Annotated in this window: 16 protein-coding genes and 1 pseudogene; 9 read left to right on the plus strand and 8 right to left on the minus strand. The window is 74.5% G+C overall.

Going from position 1 to position 18,467, the window contains the following annotated elements; all coding sequences use genetic code 11:
- Window positions 1-26: 26 nt before the first annotated feature.
- Window positions 27-566: pseudogene (locus ACIQVI_RS19165) on the minus strand (GNAT family N-acetyltransferase); the annotation flags it as partial.
- A gap of 104 nt (window positions 567-670) precedes the next feature.
- On the opposite strand from ACIQVI_RS19165, the gene ACIQVI_RS19170 reads away from it, so the two are divergent.
- Window positions 671-1,009, plus strand: a complete 339-nt coding sequence (locus ACIQVI_RS19170; RefSeq protein WP_403597156.1) for a thioredoxin family protein — start codon at window positions 671-673, stop codon at window positions 1,007-1,009.
- 27 nt (window positions 1,010-1,036) lie between these two features.
- Here ACIQVI_RS19170 and ACIQVI_RS19175 read toward each other — a convergent pair whose 3' ends face one another.
- Complete coding sequence (locus ACIQVI_RS19175; RefSeq protein WP_403597159.1) at window positions 1,037-1,696, minus strand: MSMEG_1061 family FMN-dependent PPOX-type flavoprotein; 660 nt, start codon at window positions 1,694-1,696, stop codon at window positions 1,037-1,039.
- A gap of 135 nt (window positions 1,697-1,831) precedes the next feature.
- Window positions 1,832-2,695, minus strand: coding sequence for a helix-turn-helix domain-containing protein (locus ACIQVI_RS19180; RefSeq protein ID WP_403597162.1), 864 nt, complete (start codon window positions 2,693-2,695; stop codon window positions 1,832-1,834).
- 149 nt (window positions 2,696-2,844) lie between these two features.
- Between ACIQVI_RS19180 and ACIQVI_RS19185 the strand changes: the two genes are divergently transcribed.
- From ACIQVI_RS19185 to ACIQVI_RS19205, 5 genes are all read left to right on the plus strand, one after another.
- Window positions 2,845-3,732: an alpha/beta hydrolase gene (locus ACIQVI_RS19185; protein WP_403597165.1), complete on the plus strand. Its 888-nt coding sequence runs from the start codon at window positions 2,845-2,847 to the stop codon at window positions 3,730-3,732.
- 306 nt (window positions 3,733-4,038) lie between these two features.
- On the plus strand, window positions 4,039-5,247 hold the full coding sequence (locus tag ACIQVI_RS19190) for an MFS transporter (protein ID WP_403597168.1): 1,209 nt from the start codon (window positions 4,039-4,041) through the stop codon (window positions 5,245-5,247).
- A 39-nt stretch (window positions 5,248-5,286) separates the two neighbouring features.
- Entirely contained in the window at window positions 5,287-6,117 is an 831-nt protein-coding gene (locus ACIQVI_RS19195; protein WP_403597171.1) for an aldo/keto reductase, read from the plus strand.
- Window positions 6,118-6,294: 177 nt separating this feature from the next.
- The gene (locus ACIQVI_RS19200) at window positions 6,295-7,173 is read left to right on the plus strand and encodes an alpha/beta hydrolase family protein (protein WP_403597174.1); all 879 of its coding nucleotides are present in this window, start codon (window positions 6,295-6,297) and stop codon (window positions 7,171-7,173) included.
- Between the two features lie 139 nt (window positions 7,174-7,312).
- Window positions 7,313-9,949, plus strand: coding sequence for a LuxR C-terminal-related transcriptional regulator (locus ACIQVI_RS19205; protein ID WP_403597176.1), 2,637 nt, complete (start codon window positions 7,313-7,315; stop codon window positions 9,947-9,949).
- On the opposite strand, the gene ACIQVI_RS19210 is transcribed toward ACIQVI_RS19205, so the two are convergent.
- Window positions 9,880-10,557 (minus strand): HAD family hydrolase, encoded by a 678-nt coding sequence (locus tag ACIQVI_RS19210; RefSeq protein ID WP_351972211.1) that lies wholly within the window; start codon window positions 10,555-10,557, stop codon window positions 9,880-9,882. The two genes, ACIQVI_RS19205 and ACIQVI_RS19210, sit on opposite strands and share 70 nt — an antisense overlap.
- A 254-nt stretch (window positions 10,558-10,811) precedes the next feature.
- On the opposite strand from ACIQVI_RS19210, the gene ACIQVI_RS19215 reads away from it, so the two are divergent.
- Window positions 10,812-12,089 carry an aromatic acid exporter family protein gene (locus ACIQVI_RS19215; protein ID WP_403597180.1) on the plus strand — a complete coding sequence of 426 codons (1,278 nt, stop codon included), beginning with the start codon at window positions 10,812-10,814 and terminating at the stop codon, window positions 12,087-12,089.
- An 18-nt stretch (window positions 12,090-12,107) separates the two neighbouring features.
- Here the strand turns inward: ACIQVI_RS19215 and ACIQVI_RS19220 are convergent, their stop codons facing one another.
- The gene (locus ACIQVI_RS19220) at window positions 12,108-13,274 is read right to left on the minus strand and encodes an alpha-hydroxy-acid oxidizing protein (protein ID WP_403597183.1); all 1,167 of its coding nucleotides are present in this window, start codon (window positions 13,272-13,274) and stop codon (window positions 12,108-12,110) included.
- A gap of 152 nt (window positions 13,275-13,426) precedes the next feature.
- On the opposite strand from ACIQVI_RS19220, the gene ACIQVI_RS19225 reads away from it, so the two are divergent.
- Window positions 13,427-14,197, plus strand: coding sequence for a class I SAM-dependent methyltransferase (locus tag ACIQVI_RS19225; protein ID WP_403597186.1), 771 nt, complete (start codon window positions 13,427-13,429; stop codon window positions 14,195-14,197).
- Window positions 14,198-14,204: 7 nt separating this feature from the next.
- On the opposite strand, the gene ACIQVI_RS19230 is transcribed toward ACIQVI_RS19225, so the two are convergent.
- Window positions 14,205-15,407, minus strand: a complete 1,203-nt coding sequence (locus ACIQVI_RS19230) for a PP2C family protein-serine/threonine phosphatase (RefSeq protein WP_403597189.1) — start codon at window positions 15,405-15,407, stop codon at window positions 14,205-14,207.
- Window positions 15,404-17,011: a CHASE3 domain-containing protein gene (locus ACIQVI_RS19235; protein ID WP_403597192.1), complete on the minus strand. Its 1,608-nt coding sequence runs from the start codon at window positions 17,009-17,011 to the stop codon at window positions 15,404-15,406. Before ACIQVI_RS19235 ends, ACIQVI_RS19230 begins: the two co-directional genes overlap by 4 nt.
- Window positions 17,012-17,118: 107 nt before the next feature.
- Between ACIQVI_RS19235 and ACIQVI_RS19240 the strand changes: the two genes are divergently transcribed.
- A complete protein-coding gene (locus tag ACIQVI_RS19240) occupies window positions 17,119-17,889 on the plus strand; it encodes a response regulator (protein ID WP_351972205.1) in 771 nt (256 codons plus the stop codon).
- Between the two features lie 51 nt (window positions 17,890-17,940).
- Here the strand turns inward: ACIQVI_RS19240 and ACIQVI_RS19245 are convergent, their stop codons facing one another.
- On the minus strand, window positions 17,941-18,384 hold the full coding sequence (locus tag ACIQVI_RS19245) for an ATP-binding protein (protein WP_351972204.1): 444 nt from the start codon (window positions 18,382-18,384) through the stop codon (window positions 17,941-17,943).
- Between the last annotated feature and the right edge of the window lie 83 nt (window positions 18,385-18,467).

Consider the following 18,467-nt stretch of genomic DNA (forward strand, 5'->3'; position numbering starts at 1 on the left):
GTACCGTCGATCGGGTCCGGCCGGAAGCCGGACGACACGGCCGGGGACCGTACGCCGGACCACTGCTCGGCCCCGTACTCCTCGAACCGTTCCACCTCGGTGAACCCCAGCTTCGCCGCGAGGCGCATCGCGCGGTCGTTGGCGGTCCGGGTGCGAAGTGCCACCAGCTCGCCGGGAAGCTCCCCGGCGAGCCAGTCGAGGACCGCCGCGCAGGCCTCGGCGGCGTACCCGTGTCCCCACGCCTCCGGCAGGAGCATGAAGCCGAGTTCCGCCCCTCCGGTCCCTCCGGCCCCCGGGCGCTCCGCGTCGCGCCGGTCGAGCGTGATCACGCCGATCATCGCTCCGTCGAGGTCGACCACGAACAGGCCGGGCCGCCGTCCGGGCACCTCGGGCATCGCGCCTTCGAGCTCCTCGCGCGGCCGGGGCCCGCCGATGTGGGTGCCCACCTCCGGCGACGCGAACAGTTCGACGAAGGCCGCGCGGTCCCGGGCCTCGGACGTACGGAGCACGAGCCGCGCGGTCCCGATCGGGGCGGGCGGCCAGGTGACGGGGAGCGGTCCGGTCATGGAGGGGAACCTAGCGCACGCCCGCCGGGCGAGGCCGTCGGGACCGCCGCGCCGGGCGGGGGATGATGGGGGCGGAAGAAGGCAGCACGAGGTCAGGAGCTTCCATGGCGAAGCGGGTTCACCAGCCCCGCGAGGACGCCGAGTTCGATTTCATCCTCAGGATGAGCGGAGTCCCGGTCCTCGCGTACTTCATCGGCACGTGGCCCAAGGCCATCGAGCCCTGCCGGGCGATGGACCTCGTCGTGGGCGGCGTCGCCGACGAGTACGCGGGCCGTCTGACGGCCGTCCGCGCCGACATCACGCGCTGCCCGGCCGCCACCGGGCGGTACGGGATCACCGGAGCCCCGTCCTGCGTCCTCCTGAAGGAGGGGGAGGCGGTGGCGCACGGCACGGGGACCATGACCGCCACCGAGATCCGGGAGCTCCTCGACGCCCACCTCTGACGGGCCGTTCCCCGACCGGCCCCGCCGTCACTCGTACCGGTACTTCAGCGAATCCGCCTCCGCCCGCTCGACGTCGGCGATCGTCAGCTCCGGCATCCGCAGCTGGGCCAGCGTCACCTCGGCGGAGGTCGGCTGGGCGTCCGCCGGCAGCCACTGCTCCGGCTTCCAGGCACCGCCGCGCAGGAGCGACTTGGGGCAGTGCGGGTAGACCTCCTCGATCCCCACCACCAGTGCGCTGACCGGCGGCTTGCCTACGGCGGTCAGCCGCGACAGCAGCTCCGGGCGGGTGGAGACGCAGGCCCGGCCGTTCACCCTGAGCGTCGTGGTGCGCCCCGGAATCACGAACAGCAGCCCGGCCCGCCCGGTGGCGACGACGTTCCGCAGGGTGTCCAGACGCTTGTTGCCGGTCGCGTCCGGTATCGCCACCGTCCGCGCGTCCAGAACGGCGACGAACCCGGCGGGGCCGCCGCGCGGGGAGACGTCACAGTTGCCCTCGGCGTCCGCGCTGGCGACCAGCACCAGCGACGAACACCCGATCAACCTCCTGGTCTGCTCGGTGAGTTCGGTCATCTGCTTGCGCAGCGCCGCGTCCTTGGGAAGCTCGTAGACCCGGCGCAGCTCCTCCTGGTCGGACACGGCGTCGATGCGGAGCGAGTCGAAGGCACTGCCGGTGAGGGATGTCGTCATGCCTCCGACCTTATGGGGCCGCCCGTACCGCGGCCCCTCCCGCCGTCGTACCCCGGGTCCGTCAGCGACGGCACGCGCCTCCTTCGGAATCACTACGATGCGGACCGGGTACGACGGATCGGCGCCCCGGAGAGGTTATGGGCTCCGGGTCGTGTCGCGGGCCAGATCGGCCAGGCGTTCCGCGTCCGGGGTGCCGGGTTCGGCCGACCAGAGTACGAGTTGCTGTTCCGGGGCTCCGGCGTAGCGGAAGGTGTCCCAGTCGAGGGTGAGTTCGCCGACGACGGGGTGGGTGATGCGCTTGCGGCCGAAGTCCTGGTGCGCGACGCGGTGTTCGGCCCACCAGACCCGGAACTGCCGGTCGGCGACGGCAAGCTCGCCCACGAGGGACGTGAGGGCCGGGTCGGCCGGATTCGTTCCGGCTTCCATCCGCAGGACCTCGACGCACGTGCGGGCCACGTCCTCCCAGTCCGGGTAGATCTCGCGCATCACCGGGTCGGTGAAGACCATGCGGACGTAGTTGCGCTCGGGTTCGGGAACGGCCGCGAAGTCGCACAGCAGCTCCGCCGCCAGCGGGTTCCACCCGAGGATGTCGAGCCGCGGGCCGAACACGATGGCGGGGGTGCCGGAGAGCTGGCCGAGCAGCCGGGTCAGGTGCGGGTGCACCCGGGGCCGGGCGGACCGGCGCGGCGTCCTGCGGTGCCCGGCCCGCGCGGCCTGGCCGACCAGCCCTTCCACGTACGTCCTCTGATCGCCGTCCAGCCGCAGTTCCCGCGAGAGGGAGTCGAGGACCGGCGGCGACGGCGCCAGCCGGCCCTGCTCGATGCGTACGTAGTAGTCGGTACTGATCGCGGCGAGCTCGGCCACCTCCTCGCGGCGCAGCCCCCGTACGCGGCGCCGGGTGTGCGCGCGCTCGGGAAGCCCGACCTGCGCCGGCGTGAGCTCGCCACGCCGATGCCTGAGGAACTCACCGAGCTCACGGAGATGCGCGGAACCAGTCACCCCTCCAGCATGGCATCGGGGCAGGGGCCCTGCCTGGGAGAGATCCTTCCTAGGAAACGGCCCGACCTTCCCGCGCACGGCCGTCGGCCGGACAGTGGATTCAGGCCCGCAGATCGCCGGCCGGCCATGATCCCCCCCAGGAGCAGACGATGAGGACCGACGTCCGTTTCCCCACCAACGGCCTGCAGCTCGCCGGCCACCTCTACCTTCCCGAGGACGGCGACGGCCCGTTCGCCGCCGTCGTCATCGGTCACCAGACGACCGGGGTCAAGGAGCAGTCCCCGGCGGTGTACGCCGCACGCCTGGTCGAGGAGGGGTTCGCCGCCCTGACCTTCGACGCCGCCTTCCAGGGCGAGTCCGAGGGCACGCCCCGCGGCCTGGAGGACCCCTTCCAGCGCGCCGAGGACTTCCGGGCGGCGGTCTCCTACCTCACCACCCGCCCCGAGGTCGACTCCGACCGCATCGGCGTCATGGGCGTCTGCGGCTCGGGCGCCTACGTGCCCTACGCCGCCCAGACGGACCACCGCATGAAGGCCGTGGCGGGCGTCTCGGGGACCGATGTCCCCAGCTTCTTCCGCGGCGCCGACCCCGAGGGCTGGCAGCGGATGGTGGCGAACTCCGGGAACCTCCGCAGCGCCGAAGCCGCCGGAGAGCCCGCGGCGACGTTCGCCGTGCTGCCGGAGAAGGCCGATGCCGACACCCCCGCCCCGACGGCCGAGTTCATCGACTACTACAAGACGCCCCGCGGCGGGCACCCGCGCTCCACGGGTGACGTGGTCGTGCGCAGCGCGGATCTCCTCGACCAGTTCGACTCCTTCGCCGACGTCGCCAAGATCGCGCCCCGCCCGCTCCTCATGATCGCCGGCACCGCGGCCGTGACCCGCGGGTTCTCCGAGCGGGCCGTCGCCGACAGCCCCGGCAACGCGGAGCTGTTCCTCGTCGACGGCGCCACCCACGTCGACCTGTACGACCGCGACCAGTACGTGACGCCGGCCGTCGCCAAGCTGGTCGAGTTCTTCGGCAAGCACCTGGTCTGAGCCAAGCACCGGCACCTGGTACGAGCCAGGCGTCGGCACCTGGTCCGAGCCAGTCACCCGGCGCCGGGTGCCGTTCCGCCGCCCCCGGCGGAACAGGTCGCGGCCCGGCCCACAGAGGCCGTAAAAGTGACCGCTCCCCCACCCGCAGGACCGCCGCACAGCCCTCGTGCCCTTCGGTCCGGCTTCACCCCCGCCCAGTGCCACCCAGATCGCACCCCCTACCCGCGTTTGCGCATATAGCGCGCGTGCAACTATTGTGAAGGCGTGCAAAGGGATCGCTCAAGCAATTCTGGAAGGGGGCGAGCCATGCCGCTCGCGCTACTCGCTCTGGCCATCGGGGCTTTCGGCATCGGTACGACCGAGTTCGTGATCATGGGCCTGCTGCCCGGGATCGCCGCCGACTACGGCGTCTCCATCCCCACCGCGGGCCTGCTGGTCACCGGCTACGCGCTCGGCGTCGTCGTCGGGGCGCCGCTGCTGACCGTCCTCGGGAACAAGGTGAGCCGCAAGCGGATGCTCATGGTGCTGATGGGCCTGTTCGTGGTCGGCAACCTGCTCTCCGCGCTCGCCCCGAGCTTCGGGGTGATGCTGACCGGCCGCGTGGTCGCCTCGCTCGCCCACGGTTCGTTCTTCGGCATCGGGTCCGTCGTGGCCGCCGGTCTCGTCGCCCCGGACAAGAAGGCCGGCGCGATCGCCACCATGTTCACCGGGCTGACCGTCGCCAACGTCGTCGGCGTGCCGCTCGGCACCTTCATCGGGCAGGCGATCGGCTGGCGCACCACCTTCGCGGTCGTCGCCGCGCTCGGCGTGGCCGGGCTGCTCGGCATCGCCCGGCTCGTGCCCGCCATGCCCCGGCCCGCGGGCGCCCGTCTGCGCGGGGAGCTCAAGGCCTTCCGCAACCCCCAGGTGCTGCTCGCGATGGCGATGACCGTGCTCGGCTTCGGCGGTGTCTTCGCCGCCATCACCTACATCGCGCCGATGATGACCGAGATCGCCGGCTACTCCGAGGGCGCGGTCACCTGGCTCCTCGTCCTCTTCGGCACCGGCATGTTCCTCGGCAACCTGCTCGGCGGCCGCTTCGCCGACCGCGCCCTGATGCCCCTGCTGTACACCACCCTCGGCGGGCTCGCGGTCGTCCTCGCTCTGTTCACCGTGACCGCGCACGACAAGGTCCTCGCCGCGCTCTCCATCCTCCTCGTCGGGGCGCTCGGCTTCGCCACCGTGCCGCCGCTGCAGAAGCGCGTCCTCGACCAGGCGCACGGCGCGCCCACCCTGGCCTCCGCCGTCAACATCGGCGCCTTCAACCTCGGCAACGCGCTCGCCGCCTGGCTCGGCGGCCTCGTCATCGCCGCCGGCTTCGGCTACACCGCCCCGAACTGGGTCGGCGCGATCCTCGCCGCCGCCGCGCTCGGCCTCGCCCTCTGGTCCGCCGCCCTGGAGCGCCGGGCCCCGGCGGCCGGGGCCGACGCTCCCGAGGCCGTCGACGCCCGCGTCCCCGCCCCCGTACACCACTGACCCCCGCCCCACCACTCCGAGAGAAAGCCGCACCCCCCCATGTCCCTCCCCCACGTGCCCACCGTCGCCCTCAACGACGGCACCGAGATCCCCCAGCTCGGCTTCGGCGTCTTCCAGGTCCCCGACGACGAGACCACCACCGCCGTCGCCCACGCCCTGGAGGCCGGATACCGCTCCATAGACACCGCCGCCGTCTACGGGAACGAGGCCGGTGTCGGCCGGGCGCTCGCCGCCTCCGGCATCGCCCGCGACGAGCTGTACGTCACCACCAAGCTGTGGAACGCCGACCAGGGGTACGACACCACCCTGCGGGCCTTCGACGACAGCCTCGCCAAGCTCGGTCTCGACCACGTCGACCTGTACCTGATCCACTGGCCCGCCCCGGCCCGCGACCTGTACGTCGACACCTGGCGCGCCATCGGGACGCTGGTCGCGGACGGCCGGGTCCGTACCGCAGGCGTCTCCAACTTCCTTCCCGCGCACCTGGAGCGGCTGCTCGACGGCGGCGGCCCCGTGCCCGCCGTCAACCAGATCGAGCTGCACCCCGGGCTCCAGCAGCGCGAGCTCCGCGAGCTGCACGCCGCCCACGGGATCGCCACCGAGGCGTGGAGCCCGCTCGCCCAGGGCGCCGTCCTCGCCGACCCGGTCGTCACCGGCATCGCGGCCCGGCACGGCAAGTCCCCCGCCCAGGTGGTGCTGCGCTGGCACCTCCAGCTGGGGAACGTCGTCATCCCGAAGTCCGTCACCCCCGCCCGCATCCGCGAGAACCTCGACGTCTTCGACTTCGCCCTCTCCCCGGAGGAGATGACGGCGATGGCGGGCCTCGACCGCGGCCTGCGCACCGGGCCGGACCCCGACACCCTGAACTGAGTCCGGCGGAACCGGCGGCGGAGGCCGGTGGTTCCGCCGATGCCGGCCGGGCGCCGGACGCGGAGAGTGGCCGGGCCAGTCCAAGGCCCGGCCGCCCTCCGTTCGCGTTCCCGCTCCCGTTCACGCACGTTCCCGTCGGAGGACGGCCGCCGCACGACACGAGAGGACGACTCCGTCGTGAGACGACACCTTCCCGCAGCCGCGGCCGCCACCGCCGCTTCCCTCACCCTGCTCCTCGCCCCCGGCGTCCGGGCCGCCGACGCCCCGGCAGCCCATCCGTACCAGCGCGGCCCCGCGCCGACCCGGGCGAGCGTGGAGGCGCTCCGGGGCCCCTACGCCGTCTCCGAGACCGGCGTCTCCTCCCTCGCCGTCACCGGCTTCGGTGGCGGGACCGTCTACTACCCGACGTCCACGGCCGACGGCACCTTCGGCGCGGTGGTGATCTCGCCGGGGTTCACCGCGTACCAGTCCTCCATCGCCTGGCTCGGTCCCCGGCTCGCCTCGCAGGGGTTCGTGGTGTTCACCATCGACACCCTCACCACGCTGGACCAGCCCGACAGCCGGGGCCGGCAGCTCCTCGCCGCGCTCGACTACCTGACGCAGCGCAGCGCCGTACGGGGCCGGGTCGACGCGGGTCGCCTCGGGGTGATGGGTCACTCCATGGGCGGCGGAGGGGCCCTCGAAGCCGCCAAGAGCCGGCCCTCCCTCAAGGCCGCCGTCCCCCTCACCGGCTGGAACACGGACAAGACCTGGCCCGAGATCACCACGCCCACCCTGGTCGTCGGCGCGGACGGCGACACCGTCGCGCCCGCCGCCACCCACTCGGAGCCCTTCTACGAGAGCCTGCCGCGCTCGCTCGACAAGGCGTACCTGGAGCTGAACGGCGCCACGCACTTCACGCCGAACGTCTCGAACACGACCATCGCGAAGTACAGCGTCGCGTGGCTCAAGCGCTTCGTCGACGACGACACCCGCTACGAGCAGTTCCTCTGCCCGCTGCCGCGTCCCGACCTCACGATCGAGGAGTACCGGGGCAGCTGCCCGCTCGGCTCCTGACGGCCCCGCACCGCCCGCACACCGCCCGCGCGCCGCCGTCTGTGCGCCGTCACAGGGCGGGGCTCCCGGGTCTGGTCGACCGCCCAGACCCGGGAGCCTTCCGCCGATCCGCACCGTACGGATCGGTAACGTGACCGGGGTGAGCGGAGCGACGCACGGCACCGCCCCGGGACCGCGCCTGTACGACCGCGCGGCCGAACTCGCCGCGGTGGCCCGCCTCCGGGACCCCACCGGTACCGGGGGCGGCGGGGTCCTGTTCGTCACCGGAGGCCCCGGCGAGGGCCGTTCCGCCCTGCTCGCCCGGGCGGCCGACGACTTCCCCGGCGCGGCGCACCGGGTCGCCGCGCCCGGCCACCGGGTGCCGTGGAGCGGTGCGCGAGCCCTGTTCGCCGCCCTCGCGCCCGGTGCTCCGGACGTACGCCGGGCGCTGCGGACCGCACGGGGCGAGGACGGCGTCGCCGCGGCCGTGTCCGGGCTCCTCGGGGACCGTCCGGTCCTGCTCTGCCTGGACGACCTGCACCTCTGGGACGCCCATTCGCGCGCCGCGCTCGCCGCGGCGTGGCGGCGGGGGCCCCTGCCGGGCCGCCCCGGGCCCCGCTGGCTCGTGTCGGCCGCCCGCCACCACCGGCTGCCCGGGGTGCCGGGGGCGGAGACCGTACGGCTCGGGCGGCTCGGCCCGGACGGCGCACGGGCCCTCCTCGGCGACCTGTGCGCCCCTCCCCCGGCGCCACCGGTCGTGCGGCGCCTCGTCGAGGAGGCGGCGGGACACCCCGGCGTCCTCGTCGCGGCGGTACGGCGCCTCGGCGCCGCCCGGCTCGCGGGCGCCGCGCCCCTCCCGGAACCGCCGGTCGACGGGGCCGTCCTCACGGAGGTGTACGGCGGCTTCCTGGAGCACCTGCCGGCGGACTCCCGGCGGCTGCTCACGGTGGTGGCGCTCGCGGGCCGGACCGGTCGCGCGGAGGCCCGGCCCTGCGGGGTCCCCGTCGACGCCGTCCTCGACGGCGCGCGGGCGGCGCGCACCCCCGTGGAGCCGCTGGACGGCCTGGTCGCGGACGGGCTGCTGCGCCGCGCCGACGGACTGCTCCGCTTCGAGGACCCGTTCCTCGGCCGGGCCGTCCTCGCCGCGGCCCCGGTCTCCCCGCACCGGGGGGCCGGGCGGGCGGGCGCGCCCCGTATGGCCCGTACGGCGTCGGCGCTCGCCCGGGGCGAGCGGCACCGCGCCGACCGGCTCGGACCGCCCGCCGCCGTGCGCGCCCTCGCCCCCGTGGTCCGGGGCCGCTCGCACCTCGTACGGGGTCTGGCGGCGCTGGCGGACGGGCCGGTCGCGGACGCGCACGAGGCGCTCCTGCGGGCGGCGGAGCTGCTGCGGGGCCGGGCCCCGGCGGAGGCGTCCGACGCCCGGTTCCTCGCGATGGAGGCCGCCTGGGCCGGGGGCGACGCCGACGCCTGCCTGGCCGCGCTCGACCGCGGCGGGGACGCCGGGGGGACGGAGCGCGACTTCCTCGACGGGCTCGCCGCCGCCCTGACCCTGCGGTTCGACGAGGCCCGACCGCTCCTGGCGCGGGTGGTCGCGCGGGACGGCGCCGAGGACGATCCCCGGCTGCTGCTGCGGGCGGGGTCGGCCGCGCTGGTGCTCGGCGACACCGCGGCGGCCGCCCGGGTGCACGCCCGCGCGCTCGCCCGGGCCCGCGCGGAGCGCCGTACGGCCCTGCTGCCGCGCGCCCTCGAACACCTCGCGTACGCCGAGCTGCGGGACGGGCGGTACAGCGGGGCCGCGCGCACGGCCCGGGAGGGGCTGCGGGCGGCGGAGCGCACGGGGCAACGGAACGTCGCCGCCCACCAGCACGCCGTCCTGGCCCTGGTGGCCTCGGTGACGGGCGACGGTGACGCGGTGGCGGAGCACGCGGGGCTCGCCCTCGACACGGCGCGCCCGCACGGCCTCGCCCAGGCGGCGACGCTCGCGGAGTGGGCGCTGGCCCGGGACGAGCTGGGGCGCGGGCAGGCCGCGCAGGCGGCCGCGCGGCTCGCTCCGCTCGTCCGCTCAGGCCCCAGGGGCGGACACTTCGCGCTGCGGATGCTGGTGGTGCCCTGTTTCGTGGAGGCGGCCGTCGCGGCGGGGCGGACGGCCGAGGCCCGGACGGCGGCCGGGGAGTACGCGGTCTGGGCGGCGTACGGCGTCGACGGCCCGGCACCGGCCCTGCTGGCCCGCTGCCGGGCGCTGCTCGCCCGGAGCGGAGAGGGCGGGGAGGCCGGGGAGGCCGGGGAGGCGGCGTACTGGTTCGGGGAGGCCGTCCGCCGTCACGACGGCTGCGGCAACGACTTCGAGCGGGCCAGGACCCTCCTCGCGTACGGGACGTGGCTGCGGCTCCGGCGGCGTCCGGGCGCGGCACGGGGGCCGCTGCGGGACGCGCTCGTCACCTTCGAGCGGGCGGCGGCGGACGGCTGGGCGGACCACGCCCGGTCGGAGCTGCGCGCCACGGGCGGGGCGGGCGGCGGGGCCGCCGGCCCGGCGGCGTGGGGACTGCTCACGCCGCAGCAGCAGCGGATCGCCCGGCTGGCCGCGCAGGGCGCCACCAACCGGGAGATCGCCGGCCGGCTCACGCTGAGCCCGCGCACGGTCGACCACCACCTCCGGGGCGTGTTCGCCCGGCTGGGCATCCGCTCCCGGGTGGAACTGCCGGGGATGGTCGGCGCGGGCCTCCCGGCTCAGGCCGGCGGCACGGAGGCGAAGGGGCTGGTGTCGAGCCGGGCGAGGAGGTCGGCCGGGCCGTCGTAGACAGCGGCGGCACCCGCCCCGGTCAGGTCGGCCTCGGGGATGCCGCCGCACAGCACCCCGACGACGGTCACTCCGGCGCGGGTGGCGGCCTTCATGTCCCAGACGCTGTCGCCGACGAACACGGCCCGGTCGGCCGGCACGTCCACGAGGGAGAGGGCGTGCTCGACGGGGTCGGGGGCGGGCTTGCCCTCGTCGACGTCGTCGGAGGTGGCGGTGTCGGTGAGGGCGTCGTCCGCGTCGATCGCCCGGCGCAGGGCCGACAGCTCCCGGCTCCTGGCCGAGGTCACCAGGACCACCTTCCAGCCGTCGCCCGCGAGCTTGCGCAGCAGGTCGGCGGCGCCGTCGAAGGCCTGGAGCCGCTCGAAGTACGTCCCGTAGAGGGTGTCGTGCGCGGTGCTGAGGCGTTCGTCGTCCGAGCGGTCGCGGTCCTGACCGAGCAGGTGGTCGAGGAGCCGTCCGCCGGGCAGGCCGATGGACCGGTGCACGGCGTGCAGGGTGACCCGGTGGCCGCCCTGGCGGAGCGCCTCCCACCAGGCGACGGCGTGCAGGTGGTTGGTGTCGGCCAGGGTGCCGTCGACGTCGAAGAGCGCGGCGCGGTCGCGGTCCATGGTCGGGATCTCCTCACGGGGCGCGGGTGTGGTGCGGGACGGGCACCCGGCGGCTACCCGGAACGCCTCCGTTCAGTCGCGGCCCCGGCCGCCTCTCCACCTGCGGGATTCGTCGGGGCCCGTCGGCGCGTCGGAGCGCCTTCGCGGGGCGGCAGCACGGAGCATCGCGGTGCGGAGGCGTCGGGCGGGTAGGCGCGCACAAGATCGCGCCCGACCCGGGACGCGTCCCTCGCCCACCGGAGGAGGAGTACTTCATGCCCCACCGCTCCGTATCGCTCGCCTCGCTGCGCCGAGGGCGCCTGTGGCAGTGGTGGGAGCGCCAGCGGCGGGACCCCTTCGTGGTCCAGACCCTGCGTTCCACCGCGGCGGCGACGATCTCGTACGTCGTCGCCCTCCAGCTCAGTTCCGAACCGGCGCCGCTGACCGCGCCGCTGACGGCGCTGCTCGTGGTGCAGGTGACGCTGTACTCGACGCTCGTGACGAGTCTGCGGCGGGTGAACTCCGTCGTCGTCGGCGTCCTCATCGCCATCGCGTTCAGCGTGCTCGTCGGTCTGACGTGGTGGAGCCTCGCGATGGTCATCCTGGCGGCCCTCGTGGTGGGGCGGTTCGTCCGGGTGGAGGAGTTCGTCGCCGAGGTGGCGATCAGCGCGATGCTGGTCCTCGGGGTCACCCAGGTCGCCGACACGGCCTGGGACCGCGTCCTGGAGACCCTGATCGGCGCGATCGTCGGCATGGTGTTCAACATGGTGCTCGTGCCGCCGGTGTGGGTGGACACCGCCGGGGACTCGATCGTGGACCTGGCCCGGCGGATGCGCCAGCTCCTCCTGGGCCTCGGCGAGGAGCTGACGGACCCGGACGTGCCCGCCGAGCCCGATCCGTTCGGCGACTTCGACGGGCCGACGTCCGTGGACCTGGCGGCGGCGCGGCTCTACGAGGCGCGGCGCCTCGACAACGACGTCGCCGACGTGGACGCGGCCCTGCGGCAGGCGGAGGACAGCCTGCGGCTGAACCCGCGCGTGAAGGAGGGGCTGCTGCACCGGATCGTGCTGCGGACGGGGCTCGACACCCTGGAGATCTCCGCCGTGGTGCTGCGGGTCCTCACCCGGACCCTGACGGACCTGGCCCGGGAGCGGGACGGGGCGGTGCTCTTCCGCCCGGAGACGGCCCGCACCCTCCAGGAGGCGCTGCGGTACCTCGGGGACACCCTGGTGAGCTTCGCGGTCCTGGTCACCTCGCACTCCAGCTCCGGCGCGGAGACGGCGGAGAACCGTCTCGCCGAGCAGCTCGACGCGGCCCGCGAGGCCCGCGACCGGGCCGCCGGGATGCTGCGGGCGGAGGCGGCGGACGACCCGGGGCGCTGGCAGCTGTACGGCGCCCTGCTGGCCGAGATCGACCGCGTCCTGAACGAGCTCGACCCGGACCACCGGGGCCGCCGCCTCATGGAGGAGCTGGACCGGCACACGCGCGAGCGCGAGGCGCGGCGGCGCAAGGTCGCCTCCCTCGCGGGCCGCCGCGCGCGCCGCTCCTCCTGAGCCCTCTCCCGGTGCGGGTCAGACGCGGCGCAGGGCTCCGTCGGCGCGCAGGTCGCCGAGGGCGGGGTAGCCGTCGACGGCCATGATCAGGTCGGCCTCGGCGAGGAGCGAGCGCAGGACGTGGACGACGCCGTCCGTACCGCCGAGGGCGAGTCCGTACGCGTACGGGCGGCCGACGCCGACCGCCGTGGCGCCGAGGGCCAGGGCCTTGACGACGTCGGCGCCGGTGCGGACGCCGGAGTCGAAGAGGACGGGCAGGCCGTCGGCGGCCTCGACCACCCCGGGCAGGGCGTCGAGGGCGGGCAGGCCGCCGTTGGCCTGGCGTCCGCCGTGGTTGGAGCAGTAGACGCCGTCGACGCCGCCGTCCCGGGCGCGGCGGACGTCCTCGGGGTGGCAGATGCCCTTGAGGAGGATCGGCAGGTCGGTGAGGGAGCGCAGCCAGGCGAGGTCGTCCCAGACGAGCGGCTTGCCGAAGATCCCGGCCCACTCCACGACGGCGGCGCGCGGGTCCTCCTCGGGGGGCTTGGGAAGCCGGGCCCGGAAGACGGGGTCGGAGGTGTAGTTGGCCAGGCAGTGTCCGCGCAGCTGGGGGAAGTTGCTGGTGGCGAGGTCGCGGGGGCGCCAGCCGGTGATCCAGGTGTCGAGGGTGACGACGATGCCCCGGAAGCCGGCGGCCTCGGCGCGGTGCACCAGGCTCTCCGCGAGGGCCCGGTCGGTGGGCGTGTAGAGCTGGAAGAGGCCCGGGGTGTCGCCGAGTGCGGCGGCGACCTCCTCCAGGGGGTCGGCGGTGAGCGTGGAGGCGACCATCGGCACGCCGGTGCGGGCGGCAGCGCGGGCGGTCGCCAGGTCGCCGTGTCCGTCCTGGGCGCAGAGGCCTATGACGCCGACGGGGGCCATGAACAGCGGCGAGGGCAGCGCCATGCCGAAGAGGTCGACCGACAGGTCGCGCCGCGCGGCGCCCACCATCATGCGCGGGACGAGCCCCCAGTTGCGGAAGGCCGCGGCGTTGGCCTCCTGGGTGTGCTCGTCGCCCGCGCCGCCGGCCACGTACGACCAGAGCGAGGGCGGCAGGGCGGCCCGCGCCTTCGACTCCAGTTCGGCGAAGGTCATCGGCAGCGCGGGGACGGTGCCGAAGAGGCCCTCGAAGTAGATCTCGTTCTGGTAGTCGCCGAAGTGCGGGGGCATGGGGTCGTCCCTTCCCGTCGTGGGCGGGGCGCTCGGGCCGTCCGCCGCGGTGCCGTCCAGGGTGCCCGTCGCGGGCCTCCGTGACCATGGTCCGGTCACGGGTCCCTCGTCCGGGGGCCGTCGGCGGGGCGGCCGTGTCGGATGATGAGGGGATGACGCGCACCTTCGAAGAACTCGTGGCGGAGGCCCGCGAGGCCCCGGTCGACGGCTGGGACTTCTCCTGGCTGGACGGGCGGGCGACCGAGCGACGCCCCTCCTGGGGCTACCACCGGCTCCTGGCCGAGCGGCTGGCCGCCGCCTCGGCGGCGCTGGACGTCCAGACGGGCGGCGGTGAGGTCCTGGCCGGGGTGCCGGTGCTGCCGCCGACGACGGCGGCCACCGAGTCGTGGCCCCCGAACGTGGCCCGGGCCACCGAACTCCTCCACCCGCGCGGGGTGGTGCTGGTCGCCGATCCCGACGAGCCGCCGCTGCCCTTCGGGGACGCCGCCTTCGACCTGGTCACCAGCCGGCACCCGGCGACCGTGTGGTGGTCGGAGATCGCCCGCGTCCTGCGGCCGGGCGGCACCTACTTCGCCCAGCACGTCGGGCCCGCGAGCGTCTGGGAAGTGGTGGAGTACTTCCTCGGTCCGCAGCCGGAGGCCGCCCGGGCGCGCCACCCCGACGACGAGGCCGCGGCGGCGCGGGCGGCCGGGCTCGACGTGGTGGACCTGCGCACCGAGCGGCTGCGGATGGAGTTCCACGACGTCGGCGCGGTCGTCTGGTTCCTGCGCAAGGTGATCTGGATCGTGCCCGGGTTCACGGTCGACGCCCATCTGTCCCGGCTGCGCGAGCTGGACGCCCGGATCCGCGCGGAGGGGCCGTTCGTGGCCCACTCCGCCCGGACCCTGATCGAGGCGCGCAAGCCCGCCGCACGACGGGGGTGAACCCCGCTCAGGCGCGCGGCGGCGGGATTCCCCAGTCGAGGCGCAGGACGGCGAGGTCGTCGGAGTGCCGGCCGGCGTTCAGTTCGTGGGTCTCCTTGATGAGGAGGTCGACCTGGACGGCCGGGTCCTCCGCCGGCAGGGTCGCGATCAGGTCGAGGAGTCCCTCGACGCCGAGCCGCTCGTTCGCCGTTCCGCTGTGGCCCTCGGTGAGGCCGTCGGTGTAGAGGGTGAGGGCGCCGGTGGCGGGGAGCGGGACGACCGTGGCGGGCCAGCGGTGCGGCCCGGGGAAGATGCCCAGGGCGATGCCGTGGGCGGCCTCCAGTTCCCGGGTCCCCTCGGGCGTGGTGAGGAGGGGCTCGTGGTGGCCGGCGAGGTGCAGGGTGGCGGTGCCGGCGTTCTGGTCGAGGGTGAGGAGGGTGCAGGTGGCGAACATCTGCTGGCCGCCGCGTTCGGCGAGCAGGATGCGCTCCATCAGGTGCAGCAGGTCGTCGCCGCGGTGGCCGCCGAGCACGAGGGAGCGCCAGGCGATCCGCAGGCAGACGCCGAGGGCTGCGGCGTCGGGCCCGTGTCCGCTGACGTCGCCGACGACGGCGTGCAGCAGTCCGTCGTCCCCTTCCACCACGTCGAGGAAGTCCCCGCCGAGCAGGGCGAGGGAGGCGCCCGGCAGATAGCGGGAGGTCACCTTCACCGTGGAGGTGTCGAGGATCGGCTGGGGCAGCAGGCCGCGCTCCAGGCGGGCGTTCTCCTCCGCCCGCAGCCGGGCGGCCTGGGCCTCGGAGTTCGCGCGTTCGGTCTCGCTCCGGTAGACGGCGTAGCGGACGGTCCGGTGCAGCAGGTCCGCCTCGACCTTTCCCTTGACGAGGTAGTCCTGGGCTCCGGCGGCCATGGCGTCGGGGCCCGCCTGCGCCTCGGCGAGGCCGGTCAGGACGATGACCGCGGTGTGCGGGGCCATGGCCCGGACCGTGGTGACCGCGTCGGTGCCCGACACGTCGGGCAGGTGCAGGTCGAGGAGGATGCAGTCGATCGACGTTCCGGCCAGTTCGGCGCGGGCCTCGGCCAGGGTGGTCCGGGTGGTCAGCTCGAAGCGCAGTCCCGTGTCGTGGAGGAGTTCCTCGACGAGCAGGGCGTCGCCCAGGTCGTCCTCGATCAGGAGGATGCGGTACGTCGGTTCGTGGGGCGCGGTGGTCCGGCCGATCGCGGTCGTGGTCATCGCTTCCGCTCCGTGCCGGAGCGGTCGGCCTGCGGCACGACGGCCGGGCCGGCCGTCTCCGGCGGTTCGGTCGCCAGGGTGAAGGTGATGCGCGCTCCGTCGCGGTACTCGGTGTCGACGGCGATGGTGCCGCCGTGGAACTCGACGATCTTCTTGCACATCGCGAGGCCGATGCCGCTGCCGGAGTAGACGTCCTTGGTGTGCAGCCGCTGGAAGATCACGAAGACCTTGTCGGCGTACTCGGGGGCGATGCCGATGCCGTTGTCGGTGACGGTGAACCGCCACAGCTCGCCCTCCCGGGCCGCCGTGACGCGGATCCGCGGGGCTTCGTCCGGGCGGCGGAACTTCACGGCGTTGCCGATCAGGTTCTGCCAGAGCATTCCCATCTGGGTGGGGTCGGCGACCAGGGTCGGCAGCGGGTCGTGCGTGATCGTCGCCCCGGCCTCCTCGATGCCGACGCTCAGCGCGGACAGGGTCCGCTCCAGGACGTCGTCGAGGTCGATGGGCTCGTGGGCGTTGTGCAGGCGTCCGACGCGGGAGAAGTCGAGCAGGTCGTTGATGAGGATCTGCATCCGGTTCGCCCCGTCGACGGCGAAGTCGATGTACTGGTCGGCCCGGCTGTCGAGCTGTCCGCCGTAGCGCCGCTGGAGGAGCTGGGTGAAGCTGGAGACCTTGCGCAGCGGCTCCTGGAGGTCGTGCGACGCCACGTACGCGAACTGCTCCAGTTCGGCGTTGGAGCGCTGGAGGTCCGCGGCCTGGGCGTCGAGGCGCATCCGGGCCTCTTCGGTGAAGGCCAGTTCCCGCACCAGGCGGCGGCGCATGGAGTCGATCTCCTCGCCCAGGTGCCGCAGGTCGGCGGGGCCGGACGGGGTGATGGGGTGCTCGAAGTCGCCGCCCGCGATGGTCCGGGCGTCCGAGCCGAGCCGGTCGAGGGGTTCGTTGATGCCCCGGCGCAGCCCTTCGAAGATCAGGGCCGTCAGGACGGCGATGAGCACCGCGATGGCACCGAACACCCAGTTCCGGACGCCCATCATGGTCATCAGGTCGTCCCTGGTGCGGGCGCGGTCCGCCCGCAGGCGCTCCTGCTGCGCGCCGAGGGCGGCGCGTACGGCGTCGAAGGTCTTCTTGCCCTCCGCCGCCCGCTCGACGGCCAGCGGGGAGGACGAGCCGGGCGGGGCGGCGGCGATCGGCCGCGCGATCCGCTCCTGCCACGTGGTCACGGCCTCGCGCACGGTCCCGAGGTCGGCCAGGGCCGCCCGGTCGCCGGCGAGGAGCCCGGAGAGCTGCGCGGTGCGCGACTCCTGTTCGGCGAGTCCCTCCCGGTAGGGGGTGAGGAAGTCGGGGGTGCCGGTCAGGCCGTAGCCGCGGATCCCGGTCTCCTGGTTGAGGACCGCCGATTCCAGGCGGATGGCCGTGGTGAGCGCGGGGGACCGCACGTCCACGAGTTCCTTGCTGAGCGACTCGGTGCGCAGAAGGATCCAGCCTCCGGTCACCCCGAGCAGGGTCAGGACCACCAGGGATATGGCCGCGCCCACGCGAAGCCACCGCCGGGTCGTCCATGCGGACAGTCCCCGCTCGCGCGGTCGCTTCCCCTCGCCGGTCATGGTGTGGACTCCTTCACTGCGACAGCCGCCGAAGGTGCGGCGCGATCACTGTAATGGGCGACAACGGTTGTTGTCGCCGGGCGGCCCGGGGACCTAGAGTGCCGGGTGTGCCAGGCAAGAACTTCGTGTTGCGGACCACTCCGCAGGAAACGGCCGCCGCAGCGGAGGCGGCGGTCGGCGAGCTCGCGCAGCGCCTCGTCCAGCGTCTCCTGAACGATCACTCGCGCCCGGCACCGGACGACCGTGCGCAGGCCCTGGCCCTGCTCCACGTCCTGGACCACGTCCAGAAGGCCGCCGAACGGCTCCAGCAGGAAGCGGTCGAGGCCGGCGCCCGCGCGGGAGCCGGCTATCCGCAGCTCGGCGCGGCCTGCGGCATGACCCGCCAGGGTGCCCGCCGCCGCTGGCCGGGGCTCTTCGACCACTCACACGACAAACCCACGGAGCGACCGATCATGACCACCCCCGCCCGCCCCTTCGACGTCCTGCTCGTCGAGGACGACGTCGCCGACGCCATGCTCATCGAGGAGGCACTCTCCGAGCGCGGGGCCCGCAATCTGGTCCAGGTCACCGACGGGGTCGCCGCCCTCGAGCACCTGCGCGCCCCGGACACCGCGCGGCCCGACCTGATCGTCCTCGACCTGAACATGCCCCGGATGAACGGCCGGGAGCTGCTGAAGGTCCTGAAGTCCGACGAGAGCTTCCAGACCATTCCCGTGGTCGTCCTGACCACCTCGACGGCGCCCGACGACGTCACCGGGGCGTACAGCAGCCACGCCAACGCCTATGTGACCAAGCCGGTCAACCTGGAGGAGTTCGAGCAGGCCGTCCAGAGCATCGACGCCTTCTACCTCGACACCGCCGCCCGCCCGCGCCCCTGACGCCCGCGCCCGGACGCCGGGCCCGCTCCCGACGTCCGGGAGCGGGTGGGTTCAGGACAGGTCGATGCGGGCCGTGATGCGCTTGCCGACCGGCTCCCGGCGGACCCGGAGGTCGAGGGCGACGGCCTTGACGATCTCCAGGCCGTGCTGACCGACCCGGTCCGGATCGGCGCCGTGGGCCTCCGGGACCGTGGGCTCGCTGTCCCACACCACGACGTCCACGGTCCCGGCGCCGATGCGCAGTTGCAGCAGGACCGGGCCCGGGGCGTGCCTGCGGGCGTTCGTGACCAGTTCGCTGACGACCAGCTGGGTCAGCTCCGTCGCGCGCGGGGAGACGGGCACGCCCCAGACCGTGCGGGCCTTCTCCAGGAAGGCGGTGGCGCGGTCGCGGGCCTCGGCCATGAGCCCCTCGCCCTCGTCCCACGCGTATCCGACCTGCATGAGACCGCCCTCGGGCACGGCACAGTCGTCGCCGTCGCCGGCCTTCGTCGTCATCGTTTCCCCCCGTGTTCACGCGCGCGTCCACCCGCCATGACGTCGTCGTCCACCATAGGTGTTCCCGGATGCGGCCGAGGGAG

This window comes from Streptomyces sp. NPDC098101 (assembly GCF_044760185.1).
Classification (GTDB): domain Bacteria; phylum Actinomycetota; class Actinomycetes; order Streptomycetales; family Streptomycetaceae; genus Streptomyces.